At 28.0% G+C, this 18693-nt stretch carries 23 protein-coding genes; 3 read left to right on the top strand and 20 right to left on the bottom strand.

The features are described from left to right. Positions 1–362: 362 nt before the first annotated feature. The 12 genes from BUB01_RS09625 to BUB01_RS09575 form a co-directional block, all read right to left on the bottom strand. Complete coding sequence (locus BUB01_RS09625; protein ID WP_072986519.1) at positions 363–707, bottom strand: hypothetical protein; 345 nt, start codon at positions 705–707, stop codon at positions 363–365. A gap of 14 nt (positions 708–721) precedes the next feature. Further along, the gene (locus BUB01_RS23165) at positions 722–859 is read right to left on the bottom strand and encodes a hypothetical protein (protein ID WP_159433225.1); all 138 of its coding nucleotides are present in this window, start codon (positions 857–859) and stop codon (positions 722–724) included. A 334-nt stretch (positions 860–1193) separates the two neighbouring features. Further along, positions 1194–1613 (bottom strand): hypothetical protein, encoded by a 420-nt coding sequence (locus tag BUB01_RS09620; protein WP_072986517.1) that lies wholly within the window; start codon positions 1611–1613, stop codon positions 1194–1196. Positions 1614–2095: 482 nt separating this feature from the next. Next, entirely contained in the window at positions 2096–2476 is a 381-nt protein-coding gene (locus tag BUB01_RS09615) for a hypothetical protein (RefSeq protein WP_072986515.1), read from the bottom strand. 15 nt (positions 2477–2491) lie between these two features. Continuing rightward, complete coding sequence (locus BUB01_RS09610; RefSeq protein ID WP_072986513.1) at positions 2492–3229, bottom strand: hypothetical protein; 738 nt, start codon at positions 3227–3229, stop codon at positions 2492–2494. A gap of 169 nt (positions 3230–3398) precedes the next feature. Next, a complete protein-coding gene (locus BUB01_RS09605) occupies positions 3399–3905 on the bottom strand; it encodes a hypothetical protein (RefSeq protein WP_072986511.1) in 507 nt (168 codons plus the stop codon). A 16-nt stretch (positions 3906–3921) separates the two neighbouring features. Beyond that, positions 3922–4380 (bottom strand): hypothetical protein, encoded by a 459-nt coding sequence (locus tag BUB01_RS09600; protein WP_072986509.1) that lies wholly within the window; start codon positions 4378–4380, stop codon positions 3922–3924. A 156-nt stretch (positions 4381–4536) separates the two neighbouring features. Then, positions 4537–5103, bottom strand: coding sequence for an RHS repeat-associated core domain-containing protein (locus tag BUB01_RS23685; protein WP_278337128.1), 567 nt, complete (start codon positions 5101–5103; stop codon positions 4537–4539). A 611-nt stretch (positions 5104–5714) separates the two neighbouring features. After that, positions 5715–6077 (bottom strand): DUF7716 domain-containing protein, encoded by a 363-nt coding sequence (locus BUB01_RS09590; protein WP_072986505.1) that lies wholly within the window; start codon positions 6075–6077, stop codon positions 5715–5717. A gap of 58 nt (positions 6078–6135) precedes the next feature. Next, entirely contained in the window at positions 6136–6669 is a 534-nt protein-coding gene (locus BUB01_RS09585) for an HNH endonuclease (protein ID WP_072986503.1), read from the bottom strand. Between the two features lie 188 nt (positions 6670–6857). Next, positions 6858–7415 carry an Imm19 family immunity protein gene (locus BUB01_RS09580; protein ID WP_072986502.1) on the bottom strand — a complete coding sequence of 186 codons (558 nt, stop codon included), beginning with the start codon at positions 7413–7415 and terminating at the stop codon, positions 6858–6860. Positions 7416–7437: 22 nt separating this feature from the next. After that, a complete protein-coding gene (locus BUB01_RS09575) occupies positions 7438–7914 on the bottom strand; it encodes a hypothetical protein (RefSeq protein WP_072986500.1) in 477 nt (158 codons plus the stop codon). 280 nt (positions 7915–8194) lie between these two features. On the opposite strand from BUB01_RS09575, the gene BUB01_RS09570 reads away from it, so the two are divergent. After that, positions 8195–9352, top strand: coding sequence for an IS110 family RNA-guided transposase (locus BUB01_RS09570; protein WP_072986498.1), 1158 nt, complete (start codon positions 8195–8197; stop codon positions 9350–9352). 240 nt (positions 9353–9592) lie between these two features. Here the strand turns inward: BUB01_RS09570 and BUB01_RS09565 are convergent, their stop codons facing one another. The 7 genes from BUB01_RS09565 to BUB01_RS09535 all read right to left on the bottom strand — a co-directional run bounded on the left by BUB01_RS09565 (position 9593) and on the right by BUB01_RS09535 (position 14025). Then, the gene (locus BUB01_RS09565) at positions 9593–10015 is read right to left on the bottom strand and encodes a DUF6892 domain-containing protein (protein WP_072986497.1); all 423 of its coding nucleotides are present in this window, start codon (positions 10013–10015) and stop codon (positions 9593–9595) included. 3 nt (positions 10016–10018) lie between these two features. Further along, positions 10019–10519 carry an NAD(+) diphosphatase gene (locus BUB01_RS09560; RefSeq protein ID WP_072986495.1) on the bottom strand — a complete coding sequence of 167 codons (501 nt, stop codon included), beginning with the start codon at positions 10517–10519 and terminating at the stop codon, positions 10019–10021. A 39-nt stretch (positions 10520–10558) separates the two neighbouring features. Continuing rightward, on the bottom strand, positions 10559–10852 hold the full coding sequence (locus BUB01_RS09555; protein ID WP_143152478.1) for a hypothetical protein: 294 nt from the start codon (positions 10850–10852) through the stop codon (positions 10559–10561). A 168-nt stretch (positions 10853–11020) separates the two neighbouring features. Beyond that, positions 11021–11296: a hypothetical protein gene (locus tag BUB01_RS09550; RefSeq protein WP_072986491.1), complete on the bottom strand. Its 276-nt coding sequence runs from the start codon at positions 11294–11296 to the stop codon at positions 11021–11023. A 181-nt stretch (positions 11297–11477) separates the two neighbouring features. Then, complete coding sequence (locus BUB01_RS09545; RefSeq protein WP_072986489.1) at positions 11478–12674, bottom strand: phospholipase C; 1197 nt, start codon at positions 12672–12674, stop codon at positions 11478–11480. Between the two features lie 338 nt (positions 12675–13012). After that, on the bottom strand, positions 13013–13231 hold the full coding sequence (locus BUB01_RS09540; protein ID WP_242958390.1) for a heavy-metal-associated domain-containing protein: 219 nt from the start codon (positions 13229–13231) through the stop codon (positions 13013–13015). Between the two features lie 260 nt (positions 13232–13491). Continuing rightward, positions 13492–14025, bottom strand: coding sequence for a PH domain-containing protein (locus tag BUB01_RS09535; protein WP_072986488.1), 534 nt, complete (start codon positions 14023–14025; stop codon positions 13492–13494). 300 nt (positions 14026–14325) lie between these two features. On the opposite strand from BUB01_RS09535, the gene BUB01_RS09530 reads away from it, so the two are divergent. Together BUB01_RS09530 and BUB01_RS09525 are read left to right on the top strand one after the other, a co-directional pair. Then, on the top strand, positions 14326–14544 hold the full coding sequence (locus tag BUB01_RS09530) for a hypothetical protein (protein WP_072986486.1): 219 nt from the start codon (positions 14326–14328) through the stop codon (positions 14542–14544). Between the two features lie 164 nt (positions 14545–14708). Next, positions 14709–15806, top strand: a complete 1098-nt coding sequence (locus BUB01_RS09525) for an ArsR/SmtB family transcription factor (RefSeq protein WP_072986484.1) — start codon at positions 14709–14711, stop codon at positions 15804–15806. Between the two features lie 190 nt (positions 15807–15996). Here BUB01_RS09525 and BUB01_RS09520 read toward each other — a convergent pair whose 3' ends face one another. Further along, on the bottom strand, positions 15997–18693 hold the full coding sequence (locus BUB01_RS09520; RefSeq protein WP_072986482.1) for an ABC transporter permease: 2697 nt from the start codon (positions 18691–18693) through the stop codon (positions 15997–15999).

The raw sequence follows: 18693 nt of genomic DNA, 5'->3' as shown, positions 1-18693 counted from the left end.
ACTCAGAGCCATTTAATAATTGTCTTTCAGCTTTAGACGCCCCCTGAGGCAGGGTCTGTCTTTTCTATCACCCTAGTATTTTCAATACTTCACATCACTTTTTAACTTTTTTCTATTCACTTATCATTTTTAATGTTCTGTAGCTATTTTTTAACCTTTTTAATTTCTACATTAATTAATGTATGTAAACAAAAAAATACCGTTATAATTGAAGTATTTATATTTCACTCTTCTCCATTTGCCCATATTCACTGCATTATTAATATTATGCAGTAAAATATTTTTTAGCATTGATTGATATTTATACATATTATAAGATTTATTATTATGCAGTTACTGTCGCTAATAATATGCATTTAGATTTATTTTTCATTTTGTTCAATTTCTTGTATTATGCCCCAATCAACTCCATCTTCCAATTCATTTTCAATTTCCCTTAATAACTTAAATCCTTCTTGTTCTATACCAGCATCATATCCAACTACTTCAAAGTACCTTTGTTTATACTTGGTATACCAATAATATTTACTATACATTATACTGATTTTATCTTCTTCCAATACTAATTTTTCAATATTATTACTTATAAAATCATAATACACTAAAGTTTTTTTAAGTTCTTCATCACTTATATCAATAATATTCATATTATAATCTTTTTCCAATTTAATTATTTTTTCTAACTCAATCTCATTAATTATTTCCACTTTACTCTCCTCCTCTATTCAAGGTAATATCTTACCGTTATATCAATATTTTCTTTTTTAAACAACCTAGTTAACTGTTCGACTGCTTTTTCATCTGATACTAGCCACTCTACTTTATAACCTGCTACACTAGATGACTCAATTTGTCTCATTGCTTCTATGTTATTAATTTCCCATTTTATTGTAGTCGTATATTCAGGGTTAGTCGCCCCCTGGTAGATTCTGTCTTATTACATTATATTGCTACAAGCTAGTATTTCCAATTCTTATCTCCGAAAAAGCAGAAACTAGCTTACTTTATTTTGTAGCTAGTTCCTCTGACTTAATCACACTGCATTAATACAATTATGCAGTAAATTTTAATTGTATTTATATAGCTAGAACTATATATATTAGTAATTTCACATTTATGCTAGTATATTACCGCTTGTTTTGCAGTCAGCTTTATTATAGTTTTGCAGTTAATATAATAATTCTAAATTAGTCTTAGTAATGTAATTCTCTAAAATGCTTTGCAAGTAGTACAACTTCGTTGTCAATATTAGGATTAACCATAACACCCTCTAACACATTTATAAAATATTCTTTGCTATCTCCTTGAGAACCATTAATAATTCTATTTAACATCCATACTGTATGTTTAGTAGGAAATCTTTTAAGTGATTCAACAAGTTTTTCTTCATATCCGTTTTTATAAAATTTTTCTGCGAAATGTACTAATGGTCCGGGTTTACCAAAATCAATATTAGGATTTTTTTCAATTAACATAAGGATAGGTTGTATAGCTTCAAAAGCATCTTCTCTTTCCTCTATTTCTTCTACAACATCATAACTAATATCAATAAAATCGTCATTTGTAATATACGCTTCTAACTTACTTATTAATTCATTCAATTCTTTTTCCATTTAATCCACTCCTATTTTAATGTATTTTTCAGTTATTTATTCAATTGAATTATTTTATTATTTATTAATTGATTGGTTATTTAATAAATTTTTGTTCATTGATTAGGTTTTCTTTAACTGATACATCTATTACTTCTTCTTAATCAATTCCATTAACTTTTAAGTGGAGTTATTGAGCCTAGGATTTTCTAGCTTATCAAGCTACACATCTCTTATATGCTAGTTTTACTGGCATATAAAGTCACTAGACTTAATTAGCTAGGAAGTCCTTAATCAGATACTTATATATAACTTCTTAAAAAAAAATAATGAAACAGCCTACTTAAATTTCAGCTGATTCATTTCATCTTCTCACTGCTTTATTAATATTATGCAGCAGATTTCTCTTTATCGACAACTTACTTTTGCTTAATTTACTATTGCAGCTAACTGACTCATTGTTATGCATCTAGTAATACGTAAGTTTTGTAGTTAGCCTATTATTAAATTTGATATTCAAATGACTCTATATTCTCCAAGTTAAACCAGGGTTGAAATTTCTCATTATCATTTCCAATCCATCCACCATATTCTTTTAATACATTTTTTATGTGAGGCATAATTATCTTTAAATTCCTTGGATGATGTGAAATGCAAAAAACTGCTTCTATCTTATTATCATTTAGAAATTTTTCATCCTCTGGTTCCTGAAACTCACATAGACTCATATTAAACCAACTTGCAGTAATACCATCACAATACTCTATCTCTAAAACATCTAATGTTTTAGGTATAAACGTACTCTTAACATTTACTTTTTCAGCAATTTTATTAATGTCTTTTACGTTAATCTTTTTAGTACTCAAATAGAAAATATCTTCCATTTCACTTCTCCCTTATTATTTGTCTGGCTTAATCAACTCTAAAATTAAGTCTATATCATTTGACATCAATCCACCAGCATTTTCAACATCCCTTTGTGCAAATCTACTCATTTTTGAACCTGGAACACCTATTACAACTTTTCCATTTGGATTAATTTTGGGGTCTAATCTGTCAGTAATTTGTCTTGTAAGTCCCCTACCATTTCCTCTCTTGGATTCTAATATTGCATTATCTGTTTCAAAATCAATCTCAATATTGTTTCTGCCATCAGAGTGTTCAAGCTTATGACCAGATTTGTACTCTCTCCCTGGATATTTCTCTTTAAACTTTTCTATGAAACTCTGTACTTCGGGTTCTGGTGCACCATCAACAGCTTTAGTCTCCCCCTTAAGAAAGTTACCCCTATTGTCTCCAGCAACTCCACCCTCAGGTATTTCGAACATATTCCTACTCATTTTACCTTCAAGTGTTCCAAAAACTTCTGAGCTTTCTTTTGAGAAGACTGATTTCAATGGATTTCTAAGTGGTTGGATAACCGACATGAAATAATTCATACCACCAAACATGACACCTGATTTTAAAGATGTTTTTGCTAAATCGTATCCACTTTCTCCCTTTGAATATCCATCTATTCCTCCTACTACCATTCCTAGTATTCCATCTAGTGCTGTTTGTTTAACAAATGCCTTTGATCCAAAGTTTATTCCTGATGTAGCACCTTTAAGTGCTGCTCCTCCAGCATACTTAAACATAACCTCAACAGCAAAAAATGAACCAGCCTACTTAAATTTCAACTGATTCATTTCATCTTCTCACTGCATTATTACAATTATGCATTGAAATATTTAAATTAAACCTATTAATTTGCTCAATTTATTACATTTCGTATTTTATGAAGTCAGTTAATTTATAATTTTGCATTTAACTTATCTCTTTAATTATCTTTAGTGTTTTAAAAAATGATGTTGGATTAGCCTTTGATGCATAAATTAATGGTGATTCATATCTATCCATTTCATATATTTCTCCATGTCCATTATCAACATATTTGCTTAACAGTTGTAATAATTTTTGTTCATCTATTTTATTAAAATCACCTTTATTAACTGTTAATGTTGTAAACTGAGAATTCTTCACTATCATTACATCATAATCAAAAGAAGCACTTTGAAAATCTTCTGGTAATGAAAACATTGAAATGTATTTAATTTCTTGACCACTTTGAATTTCATTAAGAACCTTTTTTTCATTTCTACTCAATTTCATTACTTTTCCTGAATTAAGTTTTTGAGTTCTTATACCTACATAATTATAATCATATCCTAATGATTCAATTATTTTTTTAGCGTCTTCATACCAGTCTTCCCACTTAAAATCATTATCAATGTTCTCTCCATATATTGTAATTGATATTGTTTCTTTCTCCATATTCATATTCTCCTTATTATTTTATAGGTTTCACTTTTATTGTACCAGCTCTATCTCCAATTATTCTTTGATTGTCAATCATTCTCTCAAGTAAATCTGCTGGGTCATCTGTTTTACTCGGAACTTCAACTTGGTCTATTATACCATCATGTCTTACACCCATTACATCTGGTCTTCTGTTAGGTTTTGCTCCTGGAATTTCATTGCTAAGACCTTTATTTACATATACCTTTTTATAATCACCACTATTTTTCATGACATCTACTTCATCAAGTATTGTTTCCCAATGACCTTGAGTTCCATTTGTATGTGTTTTACTTGGCAATACAATTTTAGGTTCTCCTACCCCCTCACCAACACTACTAACAAACCCGTTTCCAGCCCCATTTACCTCTCTAAGTTCTTCAGAAATTGTCTTAACATTATTTTTAATACTTGCCTTAGAGATAGTTTCTGATGCTGTATTCTCTGGCATTATTACTTCAAATAATCTACCTAATGTTGAATAACCATTACCTTCATATGCAAAATTAAGCCTTGGTCCAAAATTGAATCCTTTTGCAATATTATTTGAGACTTTTTCAAAACTACTTGTTACTTTTTTGCTTATAGATGCAGTCTTTTCTGCTAATTACTTAGGTAGATTCTTTAATTTTGTTACTGCTTTATTTATAGTATTGTTAAATAGATTATCTGATTTAAATATTTTACCTATCGCACCATGTGTTATTCCTGTAAATAGTCCAGCTATGGATGCTTCTTTGAAATCAACTCGCCCTTTACTTATATATTGATTTGCAGAATTTCCAATAAAACCTGCCCCTGCCATAATAAGTGCTTGTGCACCTAGTGACATTCGTCCTGTAGCTGCTGCTATTGCTCCTGTTATTGCACCTTCTACTGCTGCACCAATAGCTATGTGTAGCCAGTGCCCTGTAGGATCATCATATATTAAAGGATTATTTTCGCAATAACTATAAAGATTTAAACTTAGTGGGTCTTCTATTTTCCCTCTATAGCTATCTTCCTGCATAAAGCTTGCTGTACTTGGATTGTACATTCTACACATTAAGTAGTAAGTCTTTGTTTCTTTGTCATATTGATAACCTGCATATCTATATGGGTTATCAAACTTTTCTTTTTCTTCGGTTATATTTCCAAATGCATCGTAGTAATATGAATTTAATTCTTCTCCTATTTTGGATATTAGCTTTGTTACATTTCCATGTCCATTATATAAATAGTAATCTATTTCTCCATTTATAGTTTTTGAAATTAAATTTGTTCCATATACATTTCTTGCTTTTACATTACCATTTTCATCTAGTTCTAATATGACTTTATCTTTTTCATAAAGATATTTAGTTATAGCTCCATTTACAGCTTTGGCTACCCTTAAGCCTTCCCCGTTATAAATATGATTTATCTTTAATCCATAAGCATTTGTAGTTTCTATTAATTGATTGAAATGATCATATTTATTTGTTGTTGCCTTTTGTGTTTGCTCTTTTCCTTGAGTATAAATAATTTCTGTAGAAGATATCTGATTTCCATTATTATCATAGCTATAAACTATCTTATCTACTACATCTCCGTTTACGCTAGTTAATAGATTATTATAATAATTACAGATATCAGAAATGTCCTAATTATATACCACCATTAGAGCATAGAGAATATTTACTGAAATCTGTAGTATAAAATATAGCCAACCACAAGAGTGATTGGCTATATAAAATATTTTTATTTTTTAATTGTCTACTTGACAGGAAGCAGTTTATTCTTTAGTTATGAAGTGATAATTTAATTTTATAATTCTAAAAAACTATCATTATCATCATAGTAATTAACTGCTTCCATTAATTCTTCATTTGATGCATTCTCTTTTCTTTTTAATGCTGAAACCACAACATCTTGTAATAGTTCATCTCTAAATACAAGTTCTAACTCTTTTTTAAAAATAAATTCTGGTAGCTTCTCTTCATAAGTATCATCATCAATTTCTGGATATTCATCTATATAACAATTAGAATTCAAGTAAATATCATCATTCTTTGCATATACACACCAATTATTATCTTTATATAATTCTTTCTCTCCAATTTCAATATATTTTTCTCTTAACTCATTTATTACTTCATAAAATTTATACTCCCTATTTTTTTCTAACATATTACCAACCTTCCTCACTATTTTGTATTTCCATACTTATCCAACTTACCTTTTCTTCCTAAATTTCCACCTCCCCAGAGTCTTCTGCATGATGCCATGTAAAACCTGTTGGACTATTAGATAAATTAGGTTTACTATCTAGCCATGTTTTTAATTCAGGATTTCTTTTAAACATATCCTTTCTAAATTTAGCATCGCTATTTAGCCTATCTATTAATGACTTATTAGCCTGCCTAAATTGAACTGCGTCACTAGCATATAAGAAATCACTATCTAAATTAAATTCATGGAATGTATGATATTGCCCTGAACTTCTAGTGTTACTTCCCCCCTTTAGAAAGTTACCCCTATTGTCCCCAGCAACTCCACCTTCAGGTATTTCCAACATACTCCTACTCATTTTACCTTCAAGTGTTCCAAAAGCTTCTGAACTTTCTTTTGAAAATACTGATTTTAATGGATTCCTAAGTGGCTTAATATCTGACATGAAATAATTCATACCACAGAACATAACACCTGATTTTAACAATGTTTTTGCTAAATCATATCCACTTTCCCCATTTGAATATCCATCTATTCCTCCTACTGCCATTCCCAGTATTCCCTCTAATGCTGTTTGTTTAACAAATGCCTTTGAACCAAAGTTTATTCCTTCTGTGGCACCTTTAAGTCCAACTCCTCAAATACATAAACATAAGGTCGCCAGCTAAAAATAAGCTAGCATACCTACATTCCAGCTGATTCATTTCATCTTCTCACTACATTATTACAATTATGCAGTTATTCACCAATAATATTTTCAACTATACATTTACTGATTATGGTATAATCTTCTGATTTAAATGGTAATTTAGTTAAACATTCAGTAATTACCTTAAAAACTTCATCAATTTCATTATCTTGAATAAATACCATTGGTAATATCATAAATAACTTAAATTCCTTATACTCCACATTTAACAATAATTTTTTCAACTCATTCCAAGATATTTTATGCAATTCAAAATGTGGTCCTGTACAGCCAATGTTTTCTTTATTTAAGTAAAATATGGTATCCCCAGGGTGAAATTCTATCTCCAACAGATTATTATTTGCAAAATCAACAATAACCTTTCTAGGATTTTTTACATATCCATCTTCTTCATCAAATACTCCAGCATAATATTTTGTAAAATCATCAACCCACTCTATAGGTAAACAATATTTTCCTCTAATATACTCTGCTAATTCAATATCCTCTTTCTCAAAATAACCATTAGGATAGCATTTACTGAAAAAGAATGGCCAAAATGTTTCACATTCATTAAATAAATCATCTAAAGTCAATATATTGTTCATTTTTCTACCTCTTTCATATCCTTTAATTTTTCCAGAACATTCTATATGGTGTTTTATCAGCCCTTCCTCTAAATTCAAGTCCACCTAATTGCATACCTTTGCCTTCAATCAATGGCTGGCAAATACCTTTGCAGACATTTCTAGAACTTCCACCTTCTATAAGTGTGTATCTGTCTCCAGCATTTTTAATAATTGTTTCCTCAGCGTGTCCCTTTCCTCCAATATAGATTTCATTTCCCATTAAATTACCTTTAAAATCTGATATAATTGTCTTTTTCGGACTATTTGTAGCTACTAATAATACCTCCTCACCTGTTTCATTATCAATAGCTCTCATTACTGCTGTAGTTCCATTTCGTCTATCCCAATCATTTCTTAATCCCTGTAATTCTTGTGACCTATTGTATAACTCTTCTGAAGTTGTTAGTGAGCCTTTTAGTTCAGGTTGTGTAACCCCCTGGTATGATAAGCTTATAAAGATTAGACAATAACTTATCAAAAACTCTAATTATTTTTCTTAATAATCTCTTGAGTTATTTATTCTATTTTTATTGTTTAATCCCTCTAATTTTGAGACAATATTCTCGTATAGATAGAGGTTTACGTCCGCCCCCTTGAGGCATCTTTGACCTCGTGCCTAAGACTGTTACCTCATCTCTGCGAGATATTGCGTATAAGCTGGATGTTGATTATATTATTATAATTCTTCGTACATCTAACCAGGATGTAGCTTGCATTGTATAGAGGATTCTATCTAGTATTTAAAGGAGATGTTTTTAATGTATATTGTTGGTATTGATATTGGTAAAAATAATCATGAAGCTACTATAATCGATAAAACTGGGGTCATTATAGGTAGGTCCATTAAATTTACCAATTCACATGATGGAGCTAATAAACTTATTGAACAAATTAAAAAAAGCATTGGTGATTCAAATGTTATTTTTGGTCTTGAAGCTACTGGTCATTACTGGCTTTCCCTTTATTCTTTTCTCTTAGAAAAAGGATATGTAATTAATGTTATAAATCCTATACAATCTGATAGTTTTAGAAACTTATATATTCGTCAAACTAAAAATGATACTAAAGATTCTTTTATTATAGCTGAAGTTATTAGATTTGGGAGATTTACAACTACTCAATTAGCTGATGAAAAAATTCTTTCTTTACGTCAATTATGTAGATATAGACTGTCTTTAGTCGATAGTGTTTCTGAACTTAAATGTAGGATTATTACTGTACTTGATCAAGTTTTCCCTGAATATGAAAAGCTTTTTTCTGATACATGGGGTATAAGTTCTAAAAAGCTTTTAGAAAAATATTCAACACCTGAAGATATTCTTAGGATTGATATTAATAACCTTGCTGAATTTCTAAAAGAACATAGCCGTGGTCAGCTTGGCCTTGCTAAAGCCGAGAAAATACAAAATGCTGCTAAAAATACTTTCGGTATAAAATTTGCTCAGAATGCTTTTAAATTTCAACTTAAACAACTTATAAATCAAGTATTATTTATAGAAAGTCAGATTAGTGATTTAGATGATGAAATAGAATTTTACTATTCCCAATTCGATAGTCATCTTGAATCTATTCCTGGAATAGGTAAAGTGACTGCTGCTATTATACTTAGCGAAATTGGTGATGTTAAGAGGTTTAAAAGTGCTTATGCCGGAATTGATCCAACAGTTAAACAATCAGGCCAATTTTTAGCTAATAACAATAAAATGTCCAAGCGTGGTTCTCCATATCTTAGAAGAGCTTTATTTCTATGTGCTTCAACTTGTACTTTACATGAAAGTCCACTTAATGATTACTACATAAAAAAACGTAATGAAGGTAAGCACCACCTCACTGCCGTTGGAGCGGTAGCTCATAAGCTTACACATATTGTTTATGCTATTTTGAGAGATAATAAGGACTATGAATCTATATCCTAATCCTTATAACACCAACTGTTAATTTTTATCAATTTAACAGTTTATTTATTGTGCCTTTAAATAGTTACACTACCCATTTGAAAATTTAGAATATCTTTTATTAAAACTATTGACTTCACATAGCTGGTCTTAGGGCAGAGAGTCTGTCTTATTACATTATATTGCTACAAGCTAGTATTTCCAATTCTTATCTCAGAATAAAAAAAGTGAATTCGAAACTGAATTCACTGTATATATCTTTTATTCAATAATAATTCCACATTCTTTCATAGGCTCTAAAACTTTTTCATCTGCCATGCTTATATAATCTACAGATTTTAAATTTTTAATATGTTCAAAACCCTTTACTGAGTTAATATCAAAAAATGAACCTTCTCCATCCCAATCTGGCTTAATATAAAAATAAATTTCATTTCCCCCATCAAAACATAACTCTGTAACCTTTTCTAAATCTTTTTGTTCAATATTTAATTCTGAAAAGAACTCTAACATCTCTTTAATAGGCTCTTTTCCACTATACCACTCATAATTTTTTGTATACTTTTCAGATAAATCTTCTAACTGGCTTTTAAAGGAAGGCTCTTTATCTAATAAAGCATCTATTACTACTAATTTAAAATTAAAATCTTCAAAAAGACCCGTTTTATCAATATGCTTATCCATTTTTTACTCCTTATTATATTCTTTTAAATAATCTTTCAATAACTTAATAGCTATGCTTGCGTCTTTTAGATTCACTAAAGCTTCATCAATGGAAAACCATTGTGCTTCATCTACTTCACTAGATATATTAAAGCTATCCTTTTTCACCTTTGACACAAAGCCTAACATTAACATGTCCTTTTTTTCATAATAGTAGCTTTTTATATATCTAGCATTAACCACATCTAAGCCTAATTCTTCTTTCACTTCCCTAATAACTGTATTTTCAGCATCTTCACCTGGCTTAATATGACCTGCAACACAAACATAATTTGTTTTAGATATATACTCTTGTCGTATTAATGCTATTTCATTAAATTCATTTATAACTAATGTTAAAATACAGGTATACATTAAATCAAAAATTGGCATTTCGCAGTTATTACAATAAGGTACCACTCCCTCATCACCAATACTTTTTTTATCTAACTTTTCTCCACAATATGGACAATGAATAAATTTCATATTTTTCTTCTTCCTTTATATATACTTTTTAAAAAATTATTAAATTACACCCTCTGTTTCATCTTTAAACTTCCCTATTATCTTATGTTTTTCAGTATGATATATAGGCTCTACAAGCTTCGCCCTATACCCTAAATCTATAGTCTTTAAATTAGGGAAACTTTTATAATCACTTAAATGCTGAGCTTCATGCTTTAAAAACCATACCTGAAAATCAATAGAATTTGTATCTATTTCCTTATTTTCATTGTTAACATAATATAATCCTTCTGGCTTAGCCCATCCCCCTGGATAATGTTTTCCCATTGTAGCAAAATGTAACCATCCTAACATCAAAAAATCAGAAATAAAATATACAACTACATTTTGCCTATTATTAGATATTGATACTTTAAACTCTTTTTTTATTGTAGTCTTCCAAATATATGGGCCCCTATATGGAGTAGTTACTCCACCTAAAAATGAATATCCCTTTTCTTTAAATATACCTTCTAGTTTTTCTTATATCTCATCTAAAGTAGAAAGCCTTTTATCTCCAACTAATTTTAAAAGCTTTAAAAATAAATCTTCCTCAGCTTTTTCCACCGAATTACTAGTTAAAACATAGCGAAAATAATCAAAATAGCAACTTATTATGTCTTTAATCCAATGATCCTCCGTTGCAATTTTATACTTTTCACTTGCATCTATAAAACGCTTTTTATACTTTTTTTCTAGAGTAATAAGCTCATCATCTTTATTAAGGCTTTCACTTAAATACTCTATAGCTTTAAGCAAATTTCCATTCTATATTTTACTTATAATTTGTCAATTTTTATTATTCTTTTATGTATAATTTTATCACATTTTTACTTATTGTTATATATATTATATTTTCTACTACAGTTGAAAAAAAACTAAAAATAGATAAAGCATATCTACTTTTAGTTTTTATAATTATTTTACTTCATATCTTATTTTATTTGGCTTTATTCAAATCAATATTATAAGTAACATTCCCTTTTAGCCACGAATTAACATCATTATTTACAACTCTTTGTCCCCCAATATAAACCAAAGCCTTTTTAAGCTTTAAATCATCACCCATATATTTTTGTTTACGAATATAAACTTTTTCAATATCAGATACGATTAAATTAGGATCTTCTATATCAAATTGATAAGAACCAGTAGTTCCTGTCTTAAAGTCGTTTCCTGGTAGATTACATTCAAACTCTACATTTTTACCATTTTTAAAGTTGATACCAAAATAAACATAATCATCTGTTCCAGAATCTTTTTCGGAATCTGTAGTTAAAACTACATGGAATTTACCTATTTTATTATTTACAACAGATGTTGTATTCTTAGATACTTCTTCTAAGAATCTATACACCATAACCGCCATACCTTTTTGGGCGTTACTTAAAGATATACTTGCAGCATCTTCCCATTCAGTATAGGAATTTTTCATAGAAACCTTAGGAGCTAAACTCTTAGAAAGTCTAGCATACTTATTAGCTTGAATAGTTAAAAATTCTAATATAGGCTTATCATTGTTTAAAGTATACTCTGATTTATCATTACCAATAGTATTTATTTTAAATTTATCTTTTACACTTTCAATATAACCTTCAAAATTTGTGTGTGCGGTTCCAGGACCGCCTGTCCAATTTAATGCATGATGTGGTTGATTAATGTCTCCAAAATAGTGTATAGCTTTTCCTAATAAATAAGATGCTTGTGCATAATCTCCATCTTTCCAAGTTGCTAAAGCTTGGCTAAAATAATTTCTAATTTGAGATTCTGCAGTATCCGGAACTTTGTAAAATGGATAAGTTATATTAGCTGTAAAATTATCACCACTATCTGGATCATAAAAATGATCTTGATATAACTCATAATCCCTATCAACACCAACAACTCCAAAGTCTGGAGCTATTGCTCCCTTTTGATAACTCAGGATATTCTTTTTAAGCAATTCCAAATTAGCATTTACTTTTGTATCCGCTTTCATATCATTTTCAATAAGTTTTAAAGCTTGTACCGCAATCATCTTATGTGTATCCATAACTGTTGCATCTTCCCTACTATCCCATGCATTAACAATAGTACTACAATTAAGCATTGAAATAGTAGTTAATGATAAAGTTAAAAGTTTTAGTTTTTTGTTCATAATTACATCCCCCTCGTTTTTTAAATATTTATAATTAGTTAATGAATCTTAAAAATATCTTATAAAAAAAAACTATAAAAATCGATAAATATATAATAAACGCTCGATTTTTTGTAATAAACGCTTATTTGTAAATTCCTTACACAACATAATAAGTATTATAAATATCTAATATCAAAAATAAACCACTGTATTTTTCATACACTGGTTTAAAAATAATTATGAGTAAGTTCGCATTAACCAAATCTAAGATTTGGATGTATACCTAAAGGAAACTCCTTCTCATATTCATTCGAATGAGTAAGTTCGAATACCCAAATTAAAATTTGGATTCTCACTTAAAGCGTTTCTACTACAAGTACCTCATATCCGGCATTATCAATAGCAAACTCTATTTCTCCATCCCTTACATTATCCGCTGCTTCAATAATTGCAAAATTCCCTTTTAAGTTTACCTCTATTTTTGTGACTCCTTCAAGTTTTTGCAATACCTTCCTAACATGATTGACACAATGCTCACAGCTCATACCCTCAATTAAGATTCTTTTTTTAATCAAAATATTTCACCTTCTCATTAAATATTTAAGATTCAATAACTACATATAAACTTTAATAATTCCTATCTATTATATTTTATTTTAACAATTCACAATTAGTACATATTAAATTGCATTTAAACTTAGATAGCTATAACATCTTGCGATGAAATATTTTTTATTGAGGTGCATTATAAAGAAAAAGGTTCTTCCTATATCTCTAACTGATAGATTAAATATCTATTAACTTAAATGTCTATTTTTTTAATTTTATATAATCTCTAAACTAAATTTTTTACTAATCCTACAACAATAATAATCATCAGTCCAATAAATACACCTATTAAAACTTTTTGTACTGTTGGATATTTATATTTATGATCCTTGTTTGCTATCTTATTTTCAACTTCTTTAATAGCTTGAATACTTTTTTCTTCTTGTTTTACTTCTAAAGTATAGTATTTACCATCATTTAACTCAATAATTATGTTTTTTGGTGTATCTTCTCTATCTACTTTTATAGCTTTAATTTCGTTATAATCTATAATAGTAATCCCTGTTAATAAATTCAAATATCCAACTTCACCAACTAAAATAACTCTTTTATTTGTTAAAATAATTCTGTACTCAAGAGCTGTACCATCATAGCTTGTCATAACTCCAGTTAATAATCCTATAGCAGTAGCCGCTCCCCTTGCTCCCATATTCCTTGCAAAAATATCATTTGTAATTACTTCTTCCTTTTCTAAAACACTTTCTACAACAGCCTTTACATCTGCAATATGCATATCCTTTTCAATTTCTATCTTTTCCATCTTTATCCTCCCCAAATTATCCCTTTATATATAGTATATAACAATCCATTTTATTGTTTAATATGTTTCTTTTAAATACATATATTTATCTTTTAAAATGTCATTTTTAATATACGAACTGTCACTTAGTTTTTTATATTTTAATTAAATCAATAAAGGCAATTATATTAGCACATATTTTTAATATAAACATATCAATATAATTTTCAAAAATAATTTATTAATATATTTATATTAAAACGTATTGAAATAATATAAATATATTATTATAATATATTTATATTAAGGGGGTGTATTAATATGGAAACCAATAAAACTTTATTTACTGAACAATTATCTAATTCAAATAATGAAACTGCAAAAAATAATACTAATATGGTGCAAAATTCTCCTAATAAGGATATACTTAAAGAAAGAGATTCTGTAAAAAAGGATTTAGATTATTCTGGTCCTATATTTATTAATAACTTAGATACTATATCCTTAGCTTGGATTACCTTCCCAGGTTATAGGCTTTAGAATCCTAATACCTACTCTTTTTGTAATTATTATAGGAAACATTAACGCTTTAAATGATATTGTTTTTATTTATATCATTTTTGTATTATCTTTAAAATGTAAAAATATTTATATATAATATTTAATATATAAATTAAAATTCTATAGATAGGATGTGGCATTATATGAAATATGAATTTTATTATGAAAGTAGTAAAATTTATGACTTTTTAAACTTTCCTAAACTTTCATTATATACTAAAAAAGATTTTGACGACTGTAATCTTGAACTCCTAGAAGATGCCCTAGAAAGTAATTTAATCTTAAATATTCAAAATCAACTTGAAAAATATAAAAAAGATATAGAAAAATTTTATATGAATGACTTTCCCTTTAGCTTATGCTTAATTAAAACCTATGATATTTTAAATTATAAAAATATTGATGACTATATAAAGCTATTAGAAAGCCTAAATGATAACCAGATAGTTACGTCTCTTATTTACCATATATTAATAAGTGAAAATCAAAGTTATTACGATGAAAAATTAATGGCTTCTGCCTTAGATATCTCACAAGATAAAAATAGTGTTATAGAAGTTATAAACTCATCTTCTCTTAATGGTGAAACAAAGTGGAATTTATTTTGTATAGTTCAAGAACCTATAAAAAAACTAAAATCTTATATAAACTTAATGAGAAATATAGAACCAATTTTTAATGAATTTTATAAGCAATATGAAGCTAATGTAAAAACTTGTGGCGAAAGACTTATAGAAATTCTTGAAACACAAGGAATAGATGGCTTAATTAGTATTACTAATGGGGTTTTAGGAAAGAATTTATTAGATAAAAATGAAATCAATCTAGTAGTAAGTGCCTTTTTTAAGTATCAAATCTGTTTAATTGGAAGTTCAAAAATTCCATATTTAGCTTGGGGACTAAATTCAGAAGAGATATGTAAAAAATTAAAAGAAGAAGATGAAAATAAATTAAAACAAAGAATAGCTATATTTAAAAACCTTGGTGATGAAACAAGATATAAAGTTTTAATTCATATAATAAATGGAACTAAATCTTTAAAAGAAATATCAGAAAAAACTAACGTTTCAATAAATACAGTATCTTATCATGTAAAAAACTTATTAGCCTGTGACATCATTAAATTAAATAAAATAAATAATTCTCTTGTATATGAACTTAACACAGAATTATTACAAGATTCTATTGATAGCTTAAAGTTAGATTTGAACTTTTCTACTGAAAACAATACACTTAAATAGAGTCCAAATTTAAGTTTGGCCAATTTGAACTTAAGTGAAATTCTAAAGCTTTGATTTTAAGTGAAAATCTAAATTTTAAATTTAGTAATTTGAACTTACTCCTATGAACGTTAGTGAATAGGAGTTCCCTTAATAAATAAGCACTTAAGTCATTCTTTACACAACTTAAGTGCTCATTAAATAAATTTATTTATTCTTCATTTCTAATATTATCAACTATACTAAAATTTTTAAGTTTTCTAATTGGATGAATAGTGCTTAAAATACATATAATTATTGCAGCAATTATAGTTAAAGGTATAATTATCGCAAATATAACATGAGTGTTTTTATTTAAATTTTTCATGCTCATTTGAGAAAGATAAGCTGGTAATGCTCCAAGTACTAATCCAAATCCTGATGCTGTTAATGCCAAAAATACAGTTTCTAATAATAGCATCTTATCGAGCTGCTTCTGAGTAGTTCCTATAGCTCTTAACGCTCCTAATTCTTTCCTCCTTACTAAAATATTAGCATTAAATGTATTTATAATATTAATAATAACTATGATTAATATATTTATTTCAAAATTAATATCCCAACATAAAGATTTATTAGTATCCTCTTTGAACTTTACTTTTTTAGCATAAAAATCAGTATATCTATCATAATTACTAGCTGCATACTCCCTTATAGAATTTACTGTTTTTTCTCTATCTCCACTAGCATTAGTTTTAATATCAATCTCATTTGATCCATTAACGTTATTTTTCAAAAAAGCCTCATTTGCTGTTATAAATGTTAACTGTTCTCTGGTTAAATTCTCTACATCTTTATCATTAATTGCATCTAGTAACGAGTCTTTATTTACTATACCAACTACAGTAAACTCCTTAAACTTTGATGTATAAACCTCACCACTATTAAAATAACGACTCATATCATCACCACTAGTAAATTTTTCTCTTAATGGTATTCTTACTTTATCTCCTACTTTTACGTCTACTACTTTTTCTACGTCATTAAACATATACTCTATTCCAGTCGCCCCTCTATTTATAGCAACTTTTGAAGTACCTGAACTTACAAGAATTATTCCATCTTCTTTAAGCTTACTATAATTAAGTTCTCCAACCTTCAAATTATCTTTATATGCATTTAATGTATTTTCATCTACTGACCTAAATAAAGTTTTCAATATACAATAGTTTTTATATTCACTTTTAGGAAAGCCTAAAGTTTCACTAAAACTTTTAATCCCAGCTAATATTTCATTGTTAATCTTATTCTTTTCCATTGGTAGTCCGATTGAAATTATTCTATCAGTATATACATTCTCAACCCCAGAAATACTTTTCAAATTAGAAATATCTTTATCAAGGATTGGTTTATTAAACTTTGAATATTTAATATCCCAATTATTTGATGGCATAATATTATTTTCTTGAATTTTATAAAATGACATTTGTCCAAAAAAGAACATTATTAATATCATACTTATAGCTATTGATTTTAAACATGTCTTATTTCTTATTCTATTTCTTGAAAGATTTTTATAAGATAATTCTCCTTCAATGTTAAATATCTTATTTATCCTATTTATTTTTTTATTATTTTCTATACTAGTTATTTGTGCAGTATCTAACAATATACCTTCATTCATAGATTGTATTGGTGATAATTTTATATCTTTAAATAAGGCTCTATACGCTGCTAACATTACAATAATTAGCATTGTTAGTAAAATAAAAATTATTTTATAAAAATCCAACCCTACTTTTATATAAGAAAAATCTAGTTTAAACACTTTCTCAAATATCGCTAGTAATACTTTTGTATTTATTAAACCCAAAGTTACACCTAATATAATTCCTATTATATACTCTACAATTGCCTCATAAAAAATAATTACACCTATTTGTGATCTTTTAGCACCTATAGCCCTAAGCATACCAAATTGTTTTAATCTTTCAGCTATAGATATGTTAAATGCATTGTATATAATTCCAAACACAAATATTAAAACAATAGACATTACAAGAATTCCACCCAAAATACCTATACTTCCATCTATTTTAGCACCATCAGTATTAATAAATTTAACTTGAGACTTTATATATCCTTGAGGTAATGGTGTAAACATGGTTTTAGCACCATATCTAATTCCTAAATCGTTAGCTACAGATCCTTCTATACCTGTAATTTTAACCGAAGCAAATAAATCTAATTTACTCATAGACTTAATATCTTCATCATTTAATTTGGTAAACATATTAGTAGCTTGATACTTATATTCTTCTGATGATTGAAAAATCCCTACTACCTTATAGGTTTTCTTTTCTCTTTTTTCTATAATAGATTGCATTTTATAAGGAATTGGATTTGTCTTATACTCATTAACAAAATTTAAATCATCTACATCAACTTGTCCAGACATAACATCAATATCAATATTATCACCTATTCGTATATTACCCTTAATCGTTGTGATAACAGAACTATCAACAAGAATTTCATTACCATTTTCAGGTATTCTTCCAAGTATGATGTCTAATTTAAATACATTTTTATACGCATCATCACTTAAAGCTAATACGTTATAGCATTTCTTACCACCACTTTCTGTATGCATTTCAGAAACTCCTATTTGCTTATAAAGAGCAGTATTGCTAAGCCTTCCATCATGTTTTAATTTTTCAACTTGATCTTTATTAAGATCTACAAATTTAATGTCATAAAGACCTATAGCACTTTTTAGAGTATCTGAAAATGTATTCCTTTCAGCATTATAGATTATACTAGTAGTTGTCATAATTATTGCACCTATCATTATTCCTATAATGCATACTAAAGTATTTTTCTTATGCCTTATTAAATTTCTATTAGCTAACCCCAAATATCCCTTCAT

It is taken from the genome of Clostridium cavendishii DSM 21758 (assembly GCF_900141845.1).
GTDB classification, from domain to species: domain Bacteria; phylum Bacillota; class Clostridia; order Clostridiales; family Clostridiaceae; genus Clostridium_AG; species Clostridium_AG cavendishii.
The sequence above is the reverse complement of the archived record's forward strand: the minus strand, read 5'-3'. Positions and strand labels throughout refer to the sequence as shown.

What these genes read in the sequence shown, in the direction of transcription:
- BUB01_RS23165 (WP_159433225.1), bottom strand. Translation starts at nt 859, where the DNA reads ATGAGACAAATTGAGTCATCTAGTGTAGCAGGTTATAAAGTAGAGTGG.
- BUB01_RS09620 (WP_072986517.1), bottom strand. Translation starts at nt 1,613, where the DNA reads ATGGAAAAAGAATTGAATGAATTAATAAGTAAGTTAGAAGCGTATATT.
- BUB01_RS09615 (WP_072986515.1), bottom strand. Translation starts at nt 2,476, where the DNA reads ATGGAAGATATTTTCTATTTGAGTACTAAAAAGATTAACGTAAAAGAC.
- BUB01_RS09610 (WP_072986513.1), bottom strand. Translation starts at nt 3,229, where the DNA reads ATGTTTAAGTATGCTGGAGGAGCAGCACTTAAAGGTGCTACATCAGGA.
- BUB01_RS09605 (WP_072986511.1), bottom strand. Translation starts at nt 3,905, where the DNA reads ATGGAGAAAGAAACAATATCAATTACAATATATGGAGAGAACATTGAT.
- BUB01_RS09600 (WP_072986509.1), bottom strand. Translation starts at nt 4,380, where the DNA reads ATGCCAGAGAATACAGCATCAGAAACTATCTCTAAGGCAAGTATTAAA.
- BUB01_RS09590 (WP_072986505.1), bottom strand. Translation starts at nt 6,077, where the DNA reads ATGTTAGAAAAAAATAGGGAGTATAAATTTTATGAAGTAATAAATGAG.
- BUB01_RS09585 (WP_072986503.1), bottom strand. Translation starts at nt 6,669, where the DNA reads ATGGCAGTAGGAGGAATAGATGGATATTCAAATGGGGAAAGTGGATAT.
- BUB01_RS09580 (WP_072986502.1), bottom strand. Translation starts at nt 7,415, where the DNA reads ATGAACAATATATTGACTTTAGATGATTTATTTAATGAATGTGAAACA.
- BUB01_RS09570 (WP_072986498.1), top strand. Translation starts at nt 8,195, where the DNA reads ATGTATATTGTTGGTATTGATATTGGTAAAAATAATCATGAAGCTACT.
- BUB01_RS09565 (WP_072986497.1), bottom strand. Translation starts at nt 10,015, where the DNA reads ATGGATAAGCATATTGATAAAACGGGTCTTTTTGAAGATTTTAATTTT.
- BUB01_RS09560 (WP_072986495.1), bottom strand. Translation starts at nt 10,519, where the DNA reads ATGAAATTTATTCATTGTCCATATTGTGGAGAAAAGTTAGATAAAAAA.
- BUB01_RS09555 (WP_143152478.1), bottom strand. Translation starts at nt 10,852, where the DNA reads ATGTTAGGATGGTTACATTTTGCTACAATGGGAAAACATTATCCAGGG.
- BUB01_RS09545 (WP_072986489.1), bottom strand. Translation starts at nt 12,674, where the DNA reads ATGAACAAAAAACTAAAACTTTTAACTTTATCATTAACTACTATTTCA.
- BUB01_RS09535 (WP_072986488.1), bottom strand. Translation starts at nt 14,025, where the DNA reads ATGGAAAAGATAGAAATTGAAAAGGATATGCATATTGCAGATGTAAAG.
- BUB01_RS09530 (WP_072986486.1), top strand. Translation starts at nt 14,326, where the DNA reads ATGGAAACCAATAAAACTTTATTTACTGAACAATTATCTAATTCAAAT.
- BUB01_RS09525 (WP_072986484.1), top strand. Translation starts at nt 14,709, where the DNA reads ATGAAATATGAATTTTATTATGAAAGTAGTAAAATTTATGACTTTTTA.
- BUB01_RS09520 (WP_072986482.1), bottom strand. Translation starts at nt 18,693, where the DNA reads ATGAAGGGATATTTGGGGTTAGCTAATAGAAATTTAATAAGGCATAAG.